Annotated in this window: 20 protein-coding genes; 6 read left to right on the plus strand and 14 right to left on the minus strand. The window is 73.3% G+C overall.

Translation table 11 applies throughout. The annotated features are described in order from the left end of the window. Positions 1-76 precede the first annotated feature (76 nt). Together ACFWVE_RS13495 and hisI are read right to left on the minus strand one after the other, a co-directional pair. On the minus strand, positions 77-1,570 hold the full coding sequence (locus ACFWVE_RS13495) for an anthranilate synthase component I (protein WP_384012428.1): 1,494 nt from the start codon (positions 1,568-1,570) through the stop codon (positions 77-79). Positions 1,571-1,581: 11 nt separating this feature from the next. Next, positions 1,582-1,989: a phosphoribosyl-AMP cyclohydrolase gene (gene hisI, locus ACFWVE_RS13500; protein WP_384012431.1), complete on the minus strand. Its 408-nt coding sequence runs from the start codon at positions 1,987-1,989 to the stop codon at positions 1,582-1,584. Between the two features lie 150 nt (positions 1,990-2,139). On the opposite strand from hisI, the gene ACFWVE_RS13505 reads away from it, so the two are divergent. Beyond that, a complete protein-coding gene (locus ACFWVE_RS13505; RefSeq protein ID WP_384012432.1) occupies positions 2,140-2,775 on the plus strand; it encodes a TIGR03085 family metal-binding protein in 636 nt (211 codons plus the stop codon). A gap of 307 nt (positions 2,776-3,082) precedes the next feature. Next, complete coding sequence (locus ACFWVE_RS13510) at positions 3,083-3,355, plus strand: hypothetical protein (protein ID WP_384012435.1); 273 nt, start codon at positions 3,083-3,085, stop codon at positions 3,353-3,355. Here the strand turns inward: ACFWVE_RS13510 and hisF are convergent. The 8 genes from hisF to hisD are packed head-to-tail and all read right to left on the minus strand — an operon-like array spanning position 3,315 to position 9,101. Next, entirely contained in the window at positions 3,315-4,073 is a 759-nt protein-coding gene (gene hisF, locus ACFWVE_RS13515) for an imidazole glycerol phosphate synthase subunit HisF (protein WP_384012438.1), read from the minus strand. The two genes, ACFWVE_RS13510 and hisF, sit on opposite strands and share 41 nt — an antisense overlap. Beyond that, positions 4,070-4,474: a Rid family hydrolase gene (locus tag ACFWVE_RS13520; RefSeq protein ID WP_384012440.1), complete on the minus strand. Its 405-nt coding sequence runs from the start codon at positions 4,472-4,474 to the stop codon at positions 4,070-4,072. Before ACFWVE_RS13520 ends, hisF begins: the two co-directional genes overlap by 4 nt. Before the next feature lie 16 nt (positions 4,475-4,490). Continuing rightward, complete coding sequence (gene priA, locus ACFWVE_RS13525; protein ID WP_384012443.1) at positions 4,491-5,213, minus strand: bifunctional 1-(5-phosphoribosyl)-5-((5-phosphoribosylamino)methylideneamino)imidazole-4-carboxamide isomerase/phosphoribosylanthranilate isomerase PriA; 723 nt, start codon at positions 5,211-5,213, stop codon at positions 4,491-4,493. 4 nt (positions 5,214-5,217) lie between these two features. Continuing rightward, positions 5,218-5,859, minus strand: coding sequence for an imidazole glycerol phosphate synthase subunit HisH (hisH, locus tag ACFWVE_RS13530; protein ID WP_384012446.1), 642 nt, complete (start codon positions 5,857-5,859; stop codon positions 5,218-5,220). A 2-nt stretch (positions 5,860-5,861) separates the two neighbouring features. Next, on the minus strand, positions 5,862-6,020 hold the full coding sequence (locus tag ACFWVE_RS13535) for a hypothetical protein (protein ID WP_384012449.1): 159 nt from the start codon (positions 6,018-6,020) through the stop codon (positions 5,862-5,864). A 2-nt stretch (positions 6,021-6,022) separates the two neighbouring features. Continuing rightward, positions 6,023-6,616, minus strand: a complete 594-nt coding sequence (hisB, locus tag ACFWVE_RS13540; protein ID WP_042166021.1) for an imidazoleglycerol-phosphate dehydratase HisB — start codon at positions 6,614-6,616, stop codon at positions 6,023-6,025. Beyond that, positions 6,613-7,740 (minus strand): histidinol-phosphate transaminase, encoded by a 1,128-nt coding sequence (locus tag ACFWVE_RS13545; RefSeq protein ID WP_384012479.1) that lies wholly within the window; start codon positions 7,738-7,740, stop codon positions 6,613-6,615. Before ACFWVE_RS13545 ends, hisB begins: the two co-directional genes overlap by 4 nt. 35 nt (positions 7,741-7,775) lie before the next feature. Continuing rightward, the gene (hisD, locus tag ACFWVE_RS13550) at positions 7,776-9,101 is read right to left on the minus strand and encodes a histidinol dehydrogenase (protein WP_384012452.1); all 1,326 of its coding nucleotides are present in this window, start codon (positions 9,099-9,101) and stop codon (positions 7,776-7,778) included. Between the two features lie 208 nt (positions 9,102-9,309). Here hisD and ACFWVE_RS13555 point away from each other — a divergent pair, with 208 nt between their 5' ends. From ACFWVE_RS13555 to ybaK, 4 genes are all read left to right on the plus strand, one after another. Then, positions 9,310-10,887 carry an oxidoreductase gene (locus ACFWVE_RS13555; RefSeq protein ID WP_384012455.1) on the plus strand — a complete coding sequence of 526 codons (1,578 nt, stop codon included), beginning with the start codon at positions 9,310-9,312 and terminating at the stop codon, positions 10,885-10,887. 279 nt (positions 10,888-11,166) lie between these two features. Further along, entirely contained in the window at positions 11,167-12,228 is a 1,062-nt protein-coding gene (locus tag ACFWVE_RS13560) for a hypothetical protein (RefSeq protein ID WP_384012458.1), read from the plus strand. A gap of 11 nt (positions 12,229-12,239) precedes the next feature. Beyond that, entirely contained in the window at positions 12,240-12,980 is a 741-nt protein-coding gene (locus ACFWVE_RS13565; protein WP_384012461.1) for an LON peptidase substrate-binding domain-containing protein, read from the plus strand. A gap of 23 nt (positions 12,981-13,003) precedes the next feature. Next, positions 13,004-13,507 carry a Cys-tRNA(Pro) deacylase gene (ybaK, locus tag ACFWVE_RS13570; RefSeq protein ID WP_384012464.1) on the plus strand — a complete coding sequence of 168 codons (504 nt, stop codon included), beginning with the start codon at positions 13,004-13,006 and terminating at the stop codon, positions 13,505-13,507. Positions 13,508-13,684: 177 nt separating this feature from the next. Here ybaK and ACFWVE_RS13575 read toward each other — a convergent pair whose 3' ends face one another. The 4 genes from ACFWVE_RS13575 to ACFWVE_RS13590 form a co-directional block, all read right to left on the minus strand. Next, entirely contained in the window at positions 13,685-14,437 is a 753-nt protein-coding gene (locus ACFWVE_RS13575; RefSeq protein ID WP_384012467.1) for an AAA family ATPase, read from the minus strand. A 69-nt stretch (positions 14,438-14,506) separates the two neighbouring features. Continuing rightward, on the minus strand, positions 14,507-15,328 hold the full coding sequence (locus tag ACFWVE_RS13580) for an ABC transporter permease (protein ID WP_384012470.1): 822 nt from the start codon (positions 15,326-15,328) through the stop codon (positions 14,507-14,509). A gap of 101 nt (positions 15,329-15,429) precedes the next feature. Continuing rightward, entirely contained in the window at positions 15,430-16,404 is a 975-nt protein-coding gene (locus ACFWVE_RS13585) for an ABC transporter ATP-binding protein (protein ID WP_384012482.1), read from the minus strand. Positions 16,405-16,563: 159 nt separating this feature from the next. Beyond that, entirely contained in the window at positions 16,564-17,778 is a 1,215-nt protein-coding gene (locus tag ACFWVE_RS13590) for an NYN domain-containing protein (RefSeq protein ID WP_384012473.1), read from the minus strand. Positions 17,779-18,005 lie beyond the last annotated feature (227 nt).

Genomic DNA, 18,005 nt, shown 5'->3' on the forward strand with positions numbered 1-18,005 from the left:
AGAACGGTCACCCGGGGCTCGTCCCGGTCGCATCTCACATGGTTCCGGGCGCGTGGCACGCCTCCCCGCGCGGGTGTCACACCGTGCCCAGCCGGTTCGCCGTGTGGACGGCGCGCAGCACGGCGGCCGCCTTGTTGCGGCACTCGGTGTCCTCGGCGACCGGGTCGGAGTCGGCGACGATTCCGGCGCCCGCCTGGACGTACGCGGTGCCGTCGCGCAGCAGCGCGGTGCGGATGGCGATGGCGGTGTCGGAGTCGCCGGCGAAGTCCAGGTAGCCGACGCAGCCGCCGTACAGCCCGCGCCGGGACGGCTCCAGTTCGTCGATGATCTGCATGGCACGGGGCTTGGGCGCGCCGGAGAGGGTGCCGGCCGGGAAGCAGGCGGTGAGCACGTCGAAGGCGGAGCGGCCGGGCGCGACCCGGCCGGTGACCGTCGAGACGATGTGCATGACGTGCGAGTACCGCTCGACGGACATGAAGTCGACGACCTCGACGGAGCCGGGCTCGCAGACCCGCCCGAGGTCGTTGCGTCCCAGGTCGACGAGCATGAGGTGCTCGGCGCGCTCCTTGGGGTCGGCGAGCAGTTCCTCGGCGAGGGCCTGGTCCTGCTGCGGGGTGGCGCCGCGCGGCCGGGTGCCGGCGATGGGGTGGACCATCGCCTGCCCGTCGTCCACCTTCACGAGTGCTTCGGGTGACGATCCGACGACGTCGAAGTCGTCGAAGCGGAACAGGTACATGTAGGGCGACGGGTTGGTGGCCCGCAGCACCCGGTAGACGTCCAGGGCGCTCGCCGTGCACGGGGTCTCGAACCGCTGGGAGGGGACGACCTGGAAGGCCTCTCCCGCGCGGATGCGTTCCTTGATGTCCTCGACGGCGGCCCGGAAGTCGGGGCCGCCCCACAGGGCGGTGTGGTCGGGGAGTTCGGAGGGCGGGAGGACGGCCGGGGGCTGGGCCACCGCGCGGGAGAGGTCGGCCTCCATGGCGTCCAGCCGGGCCACGGCGTCGGCGTGGGCCTCGTCGACGCCGGTCGCCAGGTCGTTGTGGTTGATCGCGTTGGCGATCAGCCAGACGGAGCCCTCCCAGTGGTCCATCACGGCGAGGTCGCTGGTGAGCAGCATGGTCAGCTCGGGCAGCCGCAGGTCGTCCCGCTCACCGGGGCCGATCTTCTCGAGCCGGCGCACGATGTCGTAGCCGAGGTAGCCGACCATGCCGCCGGTGAAGGGCGGCAGGCCGAGGTCGTGGGCGAGGTCGCGCGGGGTGTGCAGTGTTTCGAGGGTGGCGCGCAGCGCGGCGAGCGGGTCGCCGCCGGCCGGTACGCCGACGGGCGGGGTGCCCTGCCAGTGCGTCCGGCCGCCCTGCTCGGTGAGGGTGGCGGCGCTGCGGACGCCGACGAAGGAGTAGCGGGCCCAGGAACGTCCGTTCTCCGCCGACTCGAGGAGGAAGGTGCCGGGGCGGTCCGCGGCGAGCTTGCGGTAGAGCGCGACCGGGGTGTCGCCGTCGGCGAGCAGTTTGCGGGTGACCGGAATGACCCGGCGGTCGGTGGCGAGCTTGCGGAACGTCTCGAGGTCCATGGCGGCAGACCTTACTGACCGGGGGTGTGCGCGCCGCGGCCGGCGCGGTCCGCGGGGGTGTCCGTGAGCAGCACGTCGACGTCGAAGCAGGTGCGGGCGCCCGTGTGGCAGGCGGCGCCGACCTGGTCGACCTGGATGAGGACGGTGTCGGCGTCGCAGTCCAGGGCGACGGACTTCACGTGCTGGACGTGCCCGGAGGTGTCGCCCTTGACCCAGTACTCCTGGCGGCTGCGCGACCAGTAGGTGCATCGGCCGGTGGTCAGGGTGCGGTGCAGCGCCTCGTCGTCCATCCAGCCCAGCATCAGCACCTCGTGGGTGTCGTACTGCTGGGCGATGGCGGGCAGGAGGCCGTCGGGGCTGCGCTTGAGCCGTGCGGCGATCCGGGGGTCGAGGCGGCTGGGCCGGGACGTGCTGGTCATGGAGACCATTGTGCCGCGCGGGAGGGCGGCGCCCGGCCGCCGTCCACCGGTTGGAAGGGCGCGGCAGGGACGGGGCGGCGCGCACGCGCCTGGTCGAGGGGTGGCCGGCGACGGGTGTGCTGACCGGGCGGGTCACCGTAGGCTGGCTGCATGTCGACCCATGCCAAGCGTGAACGACTTCTCCTGGCCGATCTGCTGGAGACCGCGGGCCCGGAAGCGCCCACTCTGTGCGAGGGCTGGCGCACCCGCGACCTCGCCGCCCACGTGGTGGTGCGCGAGCGCCGCCCGGACGCCGCCGGCGGGATCCTGGTCAAGCAGCTCGCCCAGCGTCTGGAGCGGGTGACGGCGGAGTTCACCGCCAAGCCGTACGAGGAGCTGATCCAGCTCATCCGTACCGGCCCGCCACGCTTCTCGCCCTTCAACCTCAAGCAGATCGACGAGCTGTCGAACGTCGTCGAGTTCTACGTCCACACGGAGGACGTGCGCCGCGCGCGGCCCGACTGGACGCCGCGTGAGCTCGACCCGGTGTTCCAGGACACTCTGTGGTCGCGGCTGGAGCAGACCGCCCGGATGGTGGGCCGCGGCGCCGCCACGGGCCTGGTGCTGCGCCGCCCGGACGGCCGGACGGCGGTGGCCCACCGCGGCACGCCGGTGGTCACGGTGACCGGTGAGCCGTCGGAGCTGATGCTGTTCCTCTACGGGCGGCGTGAGGTGGCCCGGGTCGAGCTGGTGGGCGACGCGGACGCGATCGAGAAGCTGAACGCGTCCAAGCAGCCCGGCATCTGAATCCGGCCGATCCCGGGAACCGTCGGGCACCGCGGGACCGGAAGAAGAATTCCCGTGATCGAGGTCGCCATGACCAGCGTGTACGTCGACGGCGTGGCGAAGGCGCACGCGTTCCGCACCGGCGTCCCCGGCTTCGGGACCCGCACCCGGACGGACCTGGGCGACGGCTCCCTGCTCGTCACGGTCGGGGCGGGCGAGGGGGCGCAGCGGGATCTGGAGCTGTTGCTGAGCCGGGGCAGGCACCCATCGCGGGGCCGTGCCGCAGGGGGCGGTTCGGGAGGCGGGGCCGCCCGTCATCGTGTTGTCGGTGAAGGGCCTCCGCTTGTCGGTGAAGGGCCTCCGCGCGGAGTACGGGCGGCTGCGCGGCGAGGGCGTGGCCTTCGTCCAGGAGCCGCGAGGCCAGGGTCCGGTGCTCACCGCGGTCCTGGACGACACGGTCGGCGATCCGGTCCGGCTCGCCCGGCCCGAGGAGGACCGGGCGAGCCGGCCGGGCACCGTGCGTCCCGCCGCGACGGCGGGGCGGCAGCGGGCGTCGGGCGTCACCGCACCGGGTGGCCCGCTTCCCGCAGGGTCTGCTTGACCTGGCCGATGCGCAGGTCGCCGAAGTGGAAGACCGAGGCGGCCAGGACCGCGTCGGCGCCCGCGGCGACGGCGGGCGGGAAGTCGGCGAGCCGGCCCGCGCCGCCCGAGGCGATCACCGGGACGGTGACGTGTTTGCGGACGGCGGCGATCATGTCCAGGTCGTAGCCGTCCTTGGTGCCGTCCGCGTCCATGGAGTTGAGCAGGATCTCGCCCGCGCCCAGTTCCGCGGCCCGGTGGGCCCACTCGACGGCGTCGATGCCGGTGCCCCGGCGCCCGCCGTGCGTGGTGACCTCGAAGGAGCCGCCGGGCTCGGTGCGGCGGGCGTCGACCGACAGGACGAGGACCTGGCGGCCGAAACGCTCGGCGATCTCCCGGATGAGGTCCGGGCGGGCGATCGCGGCGGTGTTGACGCCGACCTTGTCGGCGCCCGCCCGCAGCAGTTTGTCCACGTCCTCGGTGGTGCGGACGCCGCCGCCCACGGTCAGCGGAATGAACACCTGTTCGGCGGTGCGGCGCACCACGTCGTAGGTGGTCTCGCGGTTGCCCGACGAGGCGGTGATGTCCAGGAACGTCAGCTCGTCGGCGCCCTCGGTGTCGTACACCTTGGCCATCTCGACGGGGTCGCCCGCGTCACGCAGGTTCTGGAAGTTGACGCCCTTGACGACCCGGCCGTTGTCCACGTCCAGGCAGGGGATGACTCGGACCGCCAGGGTCATGAGATCACGGCTCCTCTGAATGCTTCGACTTCCACCGACACCAGTACGCGCGAGTCCATGAAGCCCTCCACCACCAGGAGGGTCGTGACCGGGCGCACCGTGTCGAACAGCTCCTTGTGGGCGCGGCCCGCCGCGTCGATGTCCCGCGAGTGCGCGAGGTACACGCGCGTGCGGATCACGGAGTCGACGCCCAGCCCGAACTCGGCGATCGCCTCCAGGGCGCTGCCGAAGGCCGCCCTGGCCTGTTCGTACGGGTCGCCCTCCCCGTACAGCACATCGCCCTTGAACGCGGTCGTGCCGGCCACCAGGACGCGGTCGCCCGCCGCCACGGCGCGCGCGGATCCGAAGGACTCGTCCCAGGGGCTGTCGCCCCGCACGCGCCGTACGGTTTCGGAGGTCATCGGGCTGTGTCCTTTTTCAAGATGTGGCCTCCAGGGCCTCTTCCAGGGTGAACGCCTTCGCGTACAGGGCCTTGCCGACGATGGAGCCCTCGACGCCGAGCGGGACGAGCTCGGCGATGGCCCGCAGGTCGTCGAGCGACGACACGCCGCCGGAGGCGACGACGGGGCGGTCGGTGGCGGCGCAGACGTTCTTCAGCAGTTCCAGGTTGGGGCCCTGGAGGGTGCCGTCCTTGGCGATGTCGGTGACGACGTAACGGGCGCAGCCCTCCTTGTCGAGGCGCTCCAGCGTCTCGTAGAGGTCGCCGCCGTCGCGGGTCCAGCCGCGGCCGCGCAGCGTGGTGCCGCGTACGTCGAGGCCGACGGCGATCCTGTCGCCGTGCTCGGCGATGACCCCGGCGACCCACTCGGGGGTCTCCAGGGCGGCGGTGCCGAGGTTGACGCGGGTGCAGCCGGTGGCGAGGGCGGCGGCGAGGGTGTCGTCGTCGCGGATCCCGCCGGACAGTTCCACCTTGATGTCCATGGCGCCGGTGACCTCGGCGATCAGCGCGCGGTTGTCGCCGGTGCCGAACGCGGCGTCCAGGTCGACCAGGTGCAGCCACTGGGCTCCCGAGCGCTGCCAGGCGAGCGCGGCCTGGAGGGGGGAGCCGTAGGAGGTCTCGGTGCCGGACTCGCCGTGCACGAGGCGGACGGCCTGGCCGTCGCGGACGTCGACGGCGGGGAGGAGTTCGAGCTTGGCCATGTCGCTACAGGGTTCCGATCCAGTTGGTGAGGAGCTGGGCTCCGGCGTCGCCGGACTTCTCGGGGTGGAACTGTGTCGCCCACAGGGCGCCGTTCTCCACGGCGGCGACGAACGGTTTGCCGTGGGTGGACCAGGTGACCCTGGGTGCCCGCATCACCGGGTTGTCCACCTGGAGGGTCCAGTCGTGGACGGCGTAGGAGTGCACGAAGTAGAAGCGGGCGTCCGCGTCCAGGCCGGCGAAGAGCTCGGAGCCGGCCGCCACGTCCACGGTGTTCCAGCCCATGTGGGGCACGATGTCGGCCTGGAGCGGCGAGACCGTGCCGGGCCACTCGTCCATGCCCTCGGTCTCGACGCCGTGCTCGATGCCGCGGGCGAACAGGATCTGCATGCCGACGCAGATGCCCATGACGGGCCGGCCGCCGGACAGCCGGCGGTCGATGATCCAGTCGCCGCGCGCCTCCTTGAGACCCTTCATGCAGGCGGCGAAGGCGCCGACGCCGGGGACCAGCAGCCCGTCGGCGTTCATGGCGGTGTCGAAGTCGCGGGTTATCTCCACGTCGGCACCCGCGCGGGCGAGGGCGCGCTCGGCGGAGCGGACGTTGCCGAAGCCGTAGTCGAAGACCACGACCCGCTTGGTGGCACTCACGGTCACACCTCCAGCCGCAGGGCGCCCGCGGTGAGACACAGCACGGCGCCGACGGCGAGCACCGCGGTCACGCCCCTGGGCATCTTCTGCTTGGTGAACGAGACGACGCCGCCGACGAAGAACAGGCCGACGACGATCAGGACGGTGGACAGGCCGTTCATGCTTACAGGGCGCCCTTCGTGGAGGGCAGGATGCCCGCCGCGCGGGGGTCGCGCTCGGACGCGTACCGCAGGGCTCGGGCGAGGGCCTTGAACTGGCATTCGACGATGTGGTGCGCGTTGCGCCCGTACGGCACGTGCACGTGCAGCGCGACCTGGGCCTGGGCGACGAAGGACTCCAGGATGTGCCGGGTCATCGTGGTGTCGTACTCGCCGATCATCGGCGCCATCTTCTCGGGCTCGGTGTGCACGAGGTAGGGGCGGCCGGACAGGTCGACGGTGACCTGGGCGAGGGACTCGTCCAGCGGGACCGTGCAGTTGCCGAAGCGGTAGATGCCCACCTTGTCGCCGAGGGCCTGCTTGAAGGCGGCGCCGAGGGCCAGGGCGGTGTCCTCGATGGTGTGGTGCGAGTCGATGTGCAGGTCGCCCTCGGTCTTCACGGTCAGGTCGAACAGACCGTGCCGCCCGAGCTGGTCGAGCATGTGGTCGTAGAAGCCGACCCCGGTGGAGATCTCCGTCTTGCCCGTGCCGTCGAGGTCGATCTCGACGAGGACCGACGTCTCCTTCGTGGTCCGCTGGACGCGTCCTACGCGGCTCATGCGCTCTGCTCCTTCGGGAGTGTGGGGGCGGCCCCCACGTAGCTGACCAGTTCACCGACCGCGTCGAGGAACGCGTCGTTCTCGGCCGGGGTGCCCGCGGAGACCCGCAGCCATCCCGGTACGCCGTTGTCCCGGACCAGGACGCCCCGGTCGAGGATCTTCCGCCAGACCACGTGGGCGTCCGCGAACGTGCCGAACTGGACGAAGTTCGCGTCGGACTCGGTCACGTCGAAGCCGAGGGCGCGCAGTTCGGTGACCAGGCGGTCCCGCTCCCGCTTCAGCTGTTCGACGTACTTCAGCAGCGTGTCCGTGTGCTCCAGGGCGGCCAGCGCGGTCGCCTGGGTGACGGCGGACAGGTGGTAGGGCAGGCGGACGAGCTGTACGGCGTCCACGACGGCGGGGTGCGCGGCGAGGTAGCCGAGGCGCAGACCCGCCGCGCCGAACGCCTTCGACATGGTGCGGGAGACGACGAGGTTCGGGCGGCCCTCGATCAGCGGCAGCAGCGAGTCGCCGTGGCTGAACTCGATGTACGCCTCGTCCACGACCACCATCGACGGCCTCGCCGCCTGCGCTGCCTCGTACAGGGCGCGGACGGTCTCGGCGGGGACCGCGGTGCCGGTGGGGTTGTTGGGGGTGGTGACGAAGACGACGTCCGGGCGGTGCTCGGCGATCGCCTTCTCGGCGGCGGGCAGGTCGATGGTGAAGTCCTCGCCCCGGGGGCCGGAGATCCAGCCGGTGCCGGTGCCGCGCGCGATGAGTCCGTGCATCGAGTACGAGGGCTCGAAGCCGATCGCGGTGCGGCCGGGCCCGCCGAAGGTCTGCAGCAGCTGCTGGATGACCTCGTTGGAGCCGTTGGCGGCCCAGACGTTCTCCACTCCGACGGGGTGTCCGCCGGTCCTCGTCAGGTAGGCGGCCAGCCCGGTGCGCAGCTCGACCGCGTCCCGGTCGGGATAGCGGTTGAGGTGGCGGGCGGCCTGGCGGACCCGCTCGGCGATCCGCTCGACCAGCGGCTCGGGCAGCGGGTAGGGGTTCTCGTTGGTGTTCAGCCGTACGGGGACGTCGAGCTGGGGCGCGCCGTAGGGTGACTTGCCGCGCAGCTCGTCGCGTACGGGGAGGTCGTCGATGGTGACGCCCGTGGGGTCGGTGGTGTTGATGGCGTTCACTTGCTCTCCGGTACCTTCCAGCCGAACCGGGCCTTGATCGCCGCGCCGTGCGCGGGCAGGTCCTCCGCCTCGGCGAGCGTGACCACGTGGTGCGCGACATCGGCCAGCGCGTCCTCGGTGTAGTCGACGATGTGGATGCCGCGCAGGAAGGACTGGACGGACAGACCCGAGGAGTGGCAGGCGCAGCCGCCGGTGGGCAGGACGTGGTTGGAGCCGGCCGCGTAGTCGCCCAGGGAGACCGGGGACCAGGGGCCGACGAAGATCGCGCCGGCGTTGCGGACCCGGTCGGCGAGCGCGGCGGCGTCGGCGGTCTGGATCTCGAGGTGTTCGGCGCCGTAGGCGTCGACCACGCGCAGGCCCTCGTCGAGGCCGTCGACCAGGACGATCGCGGACTGGCGGCCGGCGAGGGCGGGGGCGATCCGGTCCTCGACGTGCCGGGCGGCGGCGACCTGGGGGGCCAGTTCCTTCTCCACGGCGTCCGCGAGAGTGGCGGAGTCGGTGACGAGGACGGCGGCGGCCAGCGGGTCGTGCTCGGCCTGGCTGATCAGGTCGGAGGCGACGTGCACCGGGTCGGCCGTGTCGTCGGCGAGGATCGCGATCTCGGTCGGCCCCGCCTCGGCGTCGATGCCGATGCGGCCCGTGAAATAGCGCTTCGCGGCGGCGACCCAGATGTTGCCGGGGCCGGTGACCATGGTGGCGGGCGGGCAGGACTCGGTGCCGTACGCGAACATGGCGACGGCGGTGGCGCCGCCCGCGGCGTACACCTCGTCGACGCCGAGCAGGGCGCACGCGGCGAGGATCGTCGGGTGCGGCAGCCCTCCGAACTCCTTCTGGGGCGGCGAGGCGAGCGCGACCGACTCGACGCCGGCCTCCTGGGCCGGGACCGCGTTCATGATCACCGAGGACGGGTAGACGGAGCGCCCGCCGGGCGCGTACAGGCCCACGCGGTCGACCGGCACCCACTTCTCGGTGACGGTGCCGCCGGGCACGACCTGGGTGGTGTGGGTCTCACGGCGCTGCGCGCGGTGCACGAGGCGGGCGCGGCGGATGGACTCCTCCAGGGCCGCGCGTACGGCCGGGTCCAGTCGCTCCAGCGCGTCGGTGAGCGCCCGGGCCGGGACCCGGACGGATTCCAGACGTACGCCGTCGAACCGCTCGGCGAAGTCGATCAGCGCCGCGTCGCCCCGATGGTGCACGTCCTCGCAGATGGGCCGCACCTTCTCGAGGGCGGCTGCGACGTCGAAGTCGGCTCGGGGCAGCAGGTCGCGCAGGGCGGGGCCCTCGGGGAGGGCGTCGCCGCGCAGATCGATTCGGGAGATCACGTGCTCAATTCTCTCAGACCCGCGTCGGGCGCCGTGCGGGCGTTCCAGTGACTGATACGCAGCCCCCTCGGTGACCCATTGTGCACACCGGGGAGATCTTTCTTACTTTCTGTGTTCGAGGGGTCACCCGGTGGGCATGAACCGTTGTACGCATACGAGTTGTACGAAGTGACGAACCCACGAGTATCCGGGAGGGGAGGGGAGGGCCGTGACCGAAGGGGAGGGACGACACGCCGGGGAGCTCCCGGACGACCTGACGGCGGCGGAGGCAGGCATGTGGCAGGCCTTCCGCAACGGCAGCGTGTACGACCTGAGCAGCGGGGACGCCGTCGTCGACGATCCGCACGGAGGGCATCCGTGGGGACCCGAGCGGACGGTCCGGGCCCGCATCGTGTGCTGGCTCCTGCTGGACGGCCCGCCGGCCCTGGCCGGCCGGGTCTCCTCGCTGAAGCTGGTCGGGGTGCGGATCAGCGGTGTGCTGGACCTCGCGGGCGGCACGGTGGCGCCGTACGTGGAGATGCGCGACTGCCGCTTCGAGCGGGACGTGCTGCTGCCGGAGGCCCGCTTCACGACGGTGCGGATGGTGGACTGCTCGGTGCCGCGGCTGGAGGCGGCCCGGCTGCAGACCGAGGGCGATCTGCATCTGCCGCGCTGCCGTTTCCTGGGAGGCATACGGCTCACCGACGCCCGGATCGGTACGGATCTGCTGCTCAACCAGGCGGTCGTGCACCGCGACCGCAGCGGCCGGTCGATCGCCGCGGACGGCATGACCGTCGGCCAGGACCTCCAGGCCGAGCTGCTGGAGTCGCACGGCGAGCTGAGCCTGCGCAGCGCGACGATAGGCGTCTCGGTGAATCTGCGCGGGGCCCGGCTGGTGAACCCGTCCGCCCGGCTCGCGCTGAACGCGCCGCAGCTGACCGTCGAGCGGTCGCTGTATCTGACGCCGGCCGGGGTCGGCGCGCAGGCGCGCAGCGGGATGACACCGGCGCGCGGGACACGGATCCAGCGCTTCGAGTGCCGGGGCGGGGTGCGGCTGGACGACGGTCGGTTCGGGGACGCGGTCGACTTCGAGCGGGCCCGGTTCACCCTGACCGACGATCAGGAGCTGTCGCTGCGCCGGGTGCAGACACCGGAGCTGCGGTTCCTCGGGGAGCGGCCGGCCCGCGGAAGCGTGACGCTGTCGGGGGCGCGGGTGGTCAACCTGATCGACCGGGCGGACAGCTGGCCGGGCCCCGGCCGGCTGCACATGGGCGGCTTCGCCTACGAGAACCTGGTGCCGCGCGGGCCGTTCCCGCTGGAGCTGCGACTGCGGTGGGTGGCCGCGGCGAGCGCCGAGTACAACCCGGAGCCGTACGAGCGGCTGGCCGCCGTGCTGCGGGCGGGCGGCGAGGAGGAGGACGCGCGCGAGGTGCTGCTCGCCAAGCAGCGCCGGCGCCGCGAGGGCCTGCCTCCGGCGGCCAGGCTGTGGGGCTACGCGCAGGACTGGACGGTCGCCTACGGCTACCGGCCGGGGCGGGCCGCGGTGTGGATGGCGGTGCTGTGGGCGGGCGGTTCGCTGGCGTTCGCGCACGCGCACCATCCACCGCTCGAGAGCGGCGAGCATCCTGCGCGGAACCCGCCCCTCTTCGCCCTGGACCTGCTGCTGCCGGTGATCGACCTGGGCCAGGCGGGGTTCTGGCAGCTGCGCGGCGGCTGGCAGTGGCTCGCGACCGCTTTCGTCCTGCTCGGCTGGATCCTCGCCACGACGGTGGCGGCGGGGGCGACCCGGACCCTGCGCCGCGGCTGACAGGCCCACCGGGCCCCTGTCCGGCCCCACGGCCCCCGGCCGGTGACACGACCCGGCCCCCGGCCCCTCACCACGCCCCGGTCCCACCCGTGCCCCGGCTCCCGACCGCATCCCGGACGACCTCTGTCGGGCCTGTGACCAGCCGTTCGGCCGGCTGTGGCCGGCCCCTGACCCGCCCCGGAAGGGCCGCCTCCTTTTTACCCGGCCTTGACCGGATGGCGTACAACCTTCCGTAACTTCCGTGAAGGGTCTGGCGCCGCTGTGACCTGCGGTCCTTCAATGGTCGACACCATGGCTCTGCTGCAGGCGTTCACCCGCGCGTCCCGGGTGCGAGGAAAGACGGGCACCGCCCGGCCCGTCGCCCTCGTGCTGCCCGCGGACACCGAGGTGCTGCTCGACGCCCCCGACGAGGTACTGGGGCCGGTCCTGGTCGGGGCCGCGGGCGGCGACCCCGCGCCCGCCGTCGGCCTGCTCGCCGCCACCCGGCGCCACGGGGCGTGGGAGCACCGCGACCGGTACGTGCGGAAGCTGGCCGTCTTCGCCCGCTCGCGCCCCGGGTGGCTGGACACCTGGCGCGCCCACGACCCGCACAACCCCGACGGGCTGCTCGTGGACGCCCAGCGGGCTGTGCACCGCGCCTGGGACTCACCGGTGCGTGCCGAACTGCTGCGCGAGGTGAGCCCGTTGATCACGGCCGCCGCGCGGGCCGACCACCGCGACCCGGTGCCGTGGCGGCTCGCCCTGGACCACGCCCGCGGCGCCCGTGCCGGGCACCGGTACTTCCAGGAGCTGTGGGAGGCCGCGGTCCGCCGCGCCCCGCACCACTACGGCTGTCATGTGGCGGCGCTGCGCTACCTGTCGTCCTCCTGGCAGGGCGCGCACCTCGCGTGCTTCGACTTCGCCGACCAGGCCGCGCAGGACGCGCCGGACGGCTCGCTCGCGCAGGCCCTGCCGCTGCGGGCGGCCTTCGGGTATCTCACCGAGGGCGGCGGCCCCGAGGTGCCGCGCGAGCGGCTCGACGCGGCGGCCGACCGCGCTCAGTCCCTGTCCGCCCGGCTTCCGGCGGCCCACCCCCGGCCGGCCGACCTGCGCAACCTGCTGGCCTACGTCCTGCTGCGCCTGGAGCGCCGGCCGGACGCCCTGGAGCAGCTGCGGCTCACCGGCCCGTACGCCACCTCCACACCCTGGGACCGGGAAGCGGAGGATCCCCTCGGCCGGTTCCTGGAGGTGCGCCGGAGCCTGTCCGAGGCGGTGGCCACCGGCCCTTCGGGGGACTCTCCCGCGGGCTCCCCGCATCCACGGAGTGAACGGGGCCGTCGGGTCCGGTTCGGCGACCATTAGGCTTTTGCGTCGTGACCACCGCCCGGCTCCCGCTCTTCCCCCTGAACTCGGTGCTGTTTCCCGGGCTCGTGCTTCCGCTGAACATCTTCGAGGAGCGCTATCGCGCCATGATGCGCGAGCTTCTGAAGAAACCGGAGGACGGGCCGCGCCGGTTCGCCGTCGTGACGATCCGCGACGGCCACGAGGTCGCGTCGACCGCCCCCGGCCTGCCGGACCCGACGGCCGTGCCCGAGCAGGGTCCCACGGCGGGTTTCGGCACCGACCCGCTCCGGTCCTTCCACAAGGTGGGCTGCGTGGCCGACGCGGCGACGATCCGGGAGCGGGCCGACGGCACCTTCGAGGTGCTGGCGACGGGGACGACGCGGGCGCGGCTGCTGTCGGTCGACGCCTCCGGGCCGTTCCTGACGGCCGAGCTGGAGCCGGTGCTCGAGGCGCCCGGCGAAGGGGCGGGGGCGCTCGCCGAAGGGGTGCTGCGGGCCTTCCGCCAGTACCAGAAGCGGCTGGCGGGGGCACGGGAGCGGTCACTGGCGACCGGTGCGGAACTGCCGGACGAACCGGGGGTCGTGTCCTATCTGGTCGCCGCCGCGATGATGCTCGACACGCCGACGAAGCAGCGTCTGCTCCAGGCACCGGACACGGCGTCCCGGCTCCGCGACGAGCTGAAACTCCTGCGCACGGAGACGGCCATCATCCGTAACCTGCCGTCGCTGCCGGCGGCGGAGCTGACCCGCGGGCCGACGCACCTCAACTGACGTACGACAGGAACAGGGCCGGGATGACGAAGAAGCCGAAGAAACAGCAGCAGTCGGGCGGTACGCCCGCGACGGTGGCACTCACCTCGGCCGGGGTGCCGTTCACGGTCCACTCCTACGACCACGATCCCTCCCACCCGTCCTACGGCGAGGAGGCGGCCGAGGCGATGGGTGTCTCCCCCGACCGGGTCTTCAAGACGCTGGTGGCGGACGTCGACGGCACGCTGACGGTGGCGGTGGTCCCGGTGGCGGGCCAGCTGGACCTGAAGGGCCTGGCGGCGGCGGTCGGCGGCAAACGGGCCGCGATGGCCGACCCCGCCCTCGCGGAACGCACCACGGGCTACGTCCGAGGCGGCATCTCGCCCCTCGGCCAGCGCAAGAAGCTGCGTACGGTGCTGGACGACTCGGCCGGCCGGCACGAGACGATCTGCGTGTCGGCCGGCCGCCGCGGTCTGGAGGTCGAGCTCTCCCCCGCCGACCTGGCCGGGCTGACCTCGGCGGTACTCGCCCCGATCGGGCGTGCCTGACCTCTCGACGGGCCCTGCCTCTTCGGCCGGCCGGAAGAGGCAGGGCGAGGAGAACCCGCAAGCGCAGGTGGCGTACCGGGAAGGGCCGGGCGAATCACGGCAGGCGCCCGGCCTGACACCATCACGGCCGGCCCGGCCGGCCCGGCCGGGCCACAGGGTCTGTCCGCCGGGCAGGCCCTACGCCTTCGGGAATCCGCCGTACGGAGGCTGCGGGATGTACGGGTCGGCCGGCGGGTGGGGGCCGGGGTCGCGGGGGCCGAACAGCGCGATCAGGCCCAGGTGGACGACCAGCCCGGCGAACGGCCAGGCCAGCAGCGCCCCCTTGGCGCTCAGCTTCAGCGGCGCGTCGAACGCCACGCCCGTGCCCACGTCCCTCGCGTGGGCGACGACGTCCTGCGCGGGCCCGAGCCACACCCCGAGCCGCCACGCGAGCAGCGACCCGAACAGCCCGCCGACCCCGAGCGCCACCACCAGCGGCACTCCCCCGCGCCGGCGCACGAGGAACGCGGCGAGCGCGCTCACCGCGCCGAAGGCCAGCGCGAGCAGCGTGAACGTCCCGTCCACGCCGATGGCCTGCTCGCCCTCGGTGTCCTTGAGGTAGACGACCCAGTTGTCGCCCGCGACGTCGCCCACCAGCGGGACGCGCGGCGCCAGCCACCACCACAGCACCCCGAGCAGCACCCCGCCGAGCGCCACCGCCACCGTGGCGACGGCGGCCTCACGCAGTTCCGTCCTCATGCCGGGGCCGTCCTGTTCGTACCAGCCGTACCACCCCGCCCGGTCGCCCTGCCCGGCGGACCCGGTGGCCGCGTCGTCCGAAGCCGCCCCGTCCGCGGAGGCGGCGGCCACCTGCCCGGCGGACGGCGACTGCCACCCGCCGTGCGGGGAGTGTTCATGCGGAGGCGGTGGTGGTGTCAGAGGTGCGCTCACCCTGACATCGTGCCAGGCCCGGCCGTGCGGCGTGGCACCGGACGGGTCACCGGCGGATCCCCGGACGGCTCAGCGGACGGCGGCCCTGCGGTACGCCCAGGTCGCCACGGCCAGCGAGAGCACGCCGACCACCCCGCACACCACGAGGTCGCCGAGGACCAGCGCCCAGTCGGGATGCGGCGCGAAGGTCCGCGCGAGGGCCTCGACACCGTACGTCGACGGCAGCAGGTCCCGGACCACACGCACCGCCTCCGGCAGCCGCTCCGCCGGCAGCACGCCCAGCAGCAGGGCCGCCGACATGCCCAGCTGGCCGAGCAGCGTGGCGAACTCGGGCCGCGGCGCGAGCAGTCCCAGGGCGGCCCCCAGCCCGGCGAGCGCGGCACCCGAGAGCGGGATCACCGCTACCAGCACCCACAGATGCGCCATCGGCAGCCCGAACAGCGCGCACCCGAAGGCCGCCGTCACCACGGTTCCCGGCACGGTGAACGAGGCGTAGGCGCCGGCCGCGCCCAGCACCACCGCGGCCGGCGGCACCGGCAGCGTCGCGTAGTGGTCGAGTCCGCCGCTGGCCCGCAGCTGTCCGAAGTACTGCGCGAGGAGGTTGAGCGCGACGAAGGCGACGACCAGGACGGCCGATCCGGCCACCACCGCCCGCGCCTCGGAGCCGCCGTCCACGACCCCGCGCATCAGGATCATGATCCCGACGGACTGGAAGGTCGCCACGAACAGCAGCGGGATGCGCGCCACCCGCGCCCGGGAGAGCTGCGCCCGGTACACGGCCGCCAGCGACGGCCACAGCCGCGCCCGGGGCCCGAGCACGGCCGGTTCCGGCGCGGTCTCCTCCTCGGTCAGGACGGCGCCCGGCAGGACATCGGCGGGTACGACACTCACGTCGCGCTGCTCCCCTTCACTCGGAGGTTCGCCCGGATCCACTCCGGCCGTCGTCCTGTTCCGTACGGATACGGCGCCCGGTGTACTCACGGGCCCGCCGCTCACGCCTTCACCAGCCCCTGCCGCACGGCACCGCCCAGCGCCAGGTACACGTCCTCCAGACTGGGCGTGGTGAGCGTGAAGTCGTCCAGGGCGGCGAAGGCGGCGCCGCCGGTGACGGTGGCGACGACGGTACGGGCCTCCTCCGGCCCGAGCCGCAGCGTCCAGCGGCGGCCGGATTCGGCGGCGCGGTCCTGGAGCGCGGCGACCTCCGGCACGTGCAGCGGGGCCGCCTCGCGCCACACCAGGTCGACCCGGACCTCGCCCGCGACCTGTTCCTTCAGTCCGGACGGGCTGTCGCAGGCGATCACCCGGCCCCGGTCGAGCACGGCGACCCGGTCGAGGACGGTCTCGGCCTCGATGACGTTGTGGGTGACCAGCAGCACGGTGGTGTCCTGTTCGGCCCGGCGCCGGTCGACGGCGGCCCACACGGCGCGCCGCGCCACCGGGTCCATGCCGGCGGTGGGTTCGTCGAGCACCAGCAGGGGCCGCTCGCCGACCAGCGAGGCGGCGAAGCAGGCCAGCCGGCGCTGGCCGCCGGACAGCTTCTTCAGGGGGCGTGCGGCGATCGGGGTGAGCCCGAGTTCGTCGAGGACGTCGTCGCGCTCCGCGCACGCCCGCTTCCTGTCGAGGCCGCGCAGCCGCGCGGTGGTCTCCACGGCGAGGGACACGGTCAGCTCGTCGAGGGCGGTGGACTCCTGCCCGAGGTAGGCGAGGATCCGCGCGGCCCGCTCGGGGTGGCGCACGATGTCGTGGCCGAGGATCCGGACGCTGCCGCGGTCGGGCCGCATCAGCCCGGTGATCTGGCGGACGAGGGTGGACTTGCCGGCACCGTTCGGCCCGAGCAGTCCGAAGATCTCGCCGCGCCGGACGTCGAGCGCGACGTCGTCGGTGGCCCGGACCTCGGGGGTCGCCGGCACGCCGCGGCGTCCGCGGGCCGCCGGATAGGTCTTGGTCAGCCCGCGCACCGCGCACACGATGTCACCATCGTGCCGGAATGCCTGTACCGCGCGCGTACTCACAAGGAACGAGACTACGGGGTCCGCGCCCCCGCTCCGCTCCCGGGTCGACCGATCGCCCCAAATCCCCCGGTAGAACGACGAACCCGCCGCAAGGCACCGGCCCGGGTGCCGAGGTCACTCCCCGGCCGGGGCGTGCTCCGTCCCCGTGCGTACGTCCAGCTCGCGCCAGAAGCCCGCACGGATGGCGTACCGGTCGCGTTCGTCGATCTGGTCGTCCTTGTGGGCGAGCAGGCCGAAGCGGGCGGCGTAGCGCAGCAGTTCGCCGTCGACGCGGTGCGGGATGCGGGGGTACATGCCGGACAGCTTCTGGATGCCGCCCTGCTCCCCCAGCCGCTCCACCCAGCGGCGGGCGAAGACCTGCCCCACCTCGAAGGGGTCCCCGCCGACCGTGGTGATGTCCTCCTCGCGGTCGGCCCACCGTTGCTCCGCCGTGGTCAGCTGGGCGAGCGTCGGCATCGAGGCGGCTTCGGGGGGCTCGGCGACGGGCCGGTCGACCCAGCCCTTGTCGGAGGACCAGCGCAGGGTGGCGGACTGCGGCTGGGGGGGCTGGGTGTGCGTGGCGCCGGGGCCGCGCAGGGCCGCCAGGTCCTTGGGGGTGGGTACACCCTTGGCGGCGGGGGCCCGGTCACCGGTGCCGTTGTGCCCGGTACCGGCCGGGTGCGGCGGCTCGTGCGCGTCCGGCTCCTCCTCCGGGGCGTGCGCGGACTCCGGCAGGGGGGCGGAGAGGATGGCGGCGATCTCGGGACGGGGTGTGGGAGGCGGGGCGCACACCCCGGAGTGGTCCTTGGCCCGCACCGCCTTGGTGATCCAGGCACGGTCCAGCACCCGGCGTTCGTCGGCCTCGGCGACCAGGTCCTCGGACTGGTTGTAGTCGCCGTCGGCGGCCTGGACGGCCCACAGGTGGACGGCGACGCCGTGCTCCTTCGCCGCCATCATGCCGGGCAGCAGATCGCCGTCGCCGGTGACCAGGACGATGTCGGAGCAGGCGCGGTTGCGGGCCAGCTCGGTCAACTCGGCGTGCATGGCGGCGTCTACGCCCTTCTGCGCCCAGCGCCCGTCGCTGCGGGTCAGAGCCCCCAGCCGGACGGTGACCCTGGGCATCACCCGCAGCCGGCGGTGTTCGGGCTGCGGGACCCGGTCGGGGGCGCCGTCGAACCAGTAGATGCGCAGCAGGGGCCGGCTCGTGTCGGACTCGGCACGCTCGCGCAGTCCTTGGATGAGGGCGGCGTGATCGACGGTGATCCGGGACCGCGAGGGCTCTCCGGCGAGGAGACTGGCGGCGGCCCCCAGCAGATACCCGGCGTCCACCAGGACGATGCAGCGGTCCACGCGTTCCACCCTCTTTCCGGGAGGTTTGCTTCGGGCTTGCTTCGAGTCTGCCCGACCGCGCCGGGGTTAACGGCCCGAACTCGATCTTCGGCGTGGCGTTTCCACACTTCCTTCGCCGACCCACCCTGTCACACAGGGTAATTGTCCGACATGCGGTGACTGTTCCGCCATGTGAGTCTGATCCCGGTCCTGGCATCCAGGGCCTCGCGTTCGGATCGGGCCGGGTC

The sequence above is a fragment of the Streptomyces sp. NPDC058632 genome, from assembly GCF_042717095.1.
Taxonomy (GTDB): Bacteria; Actinomycetota; Actinomycetes; order Streptomycetales; family Streptomycetaceae; genus Streptomyces.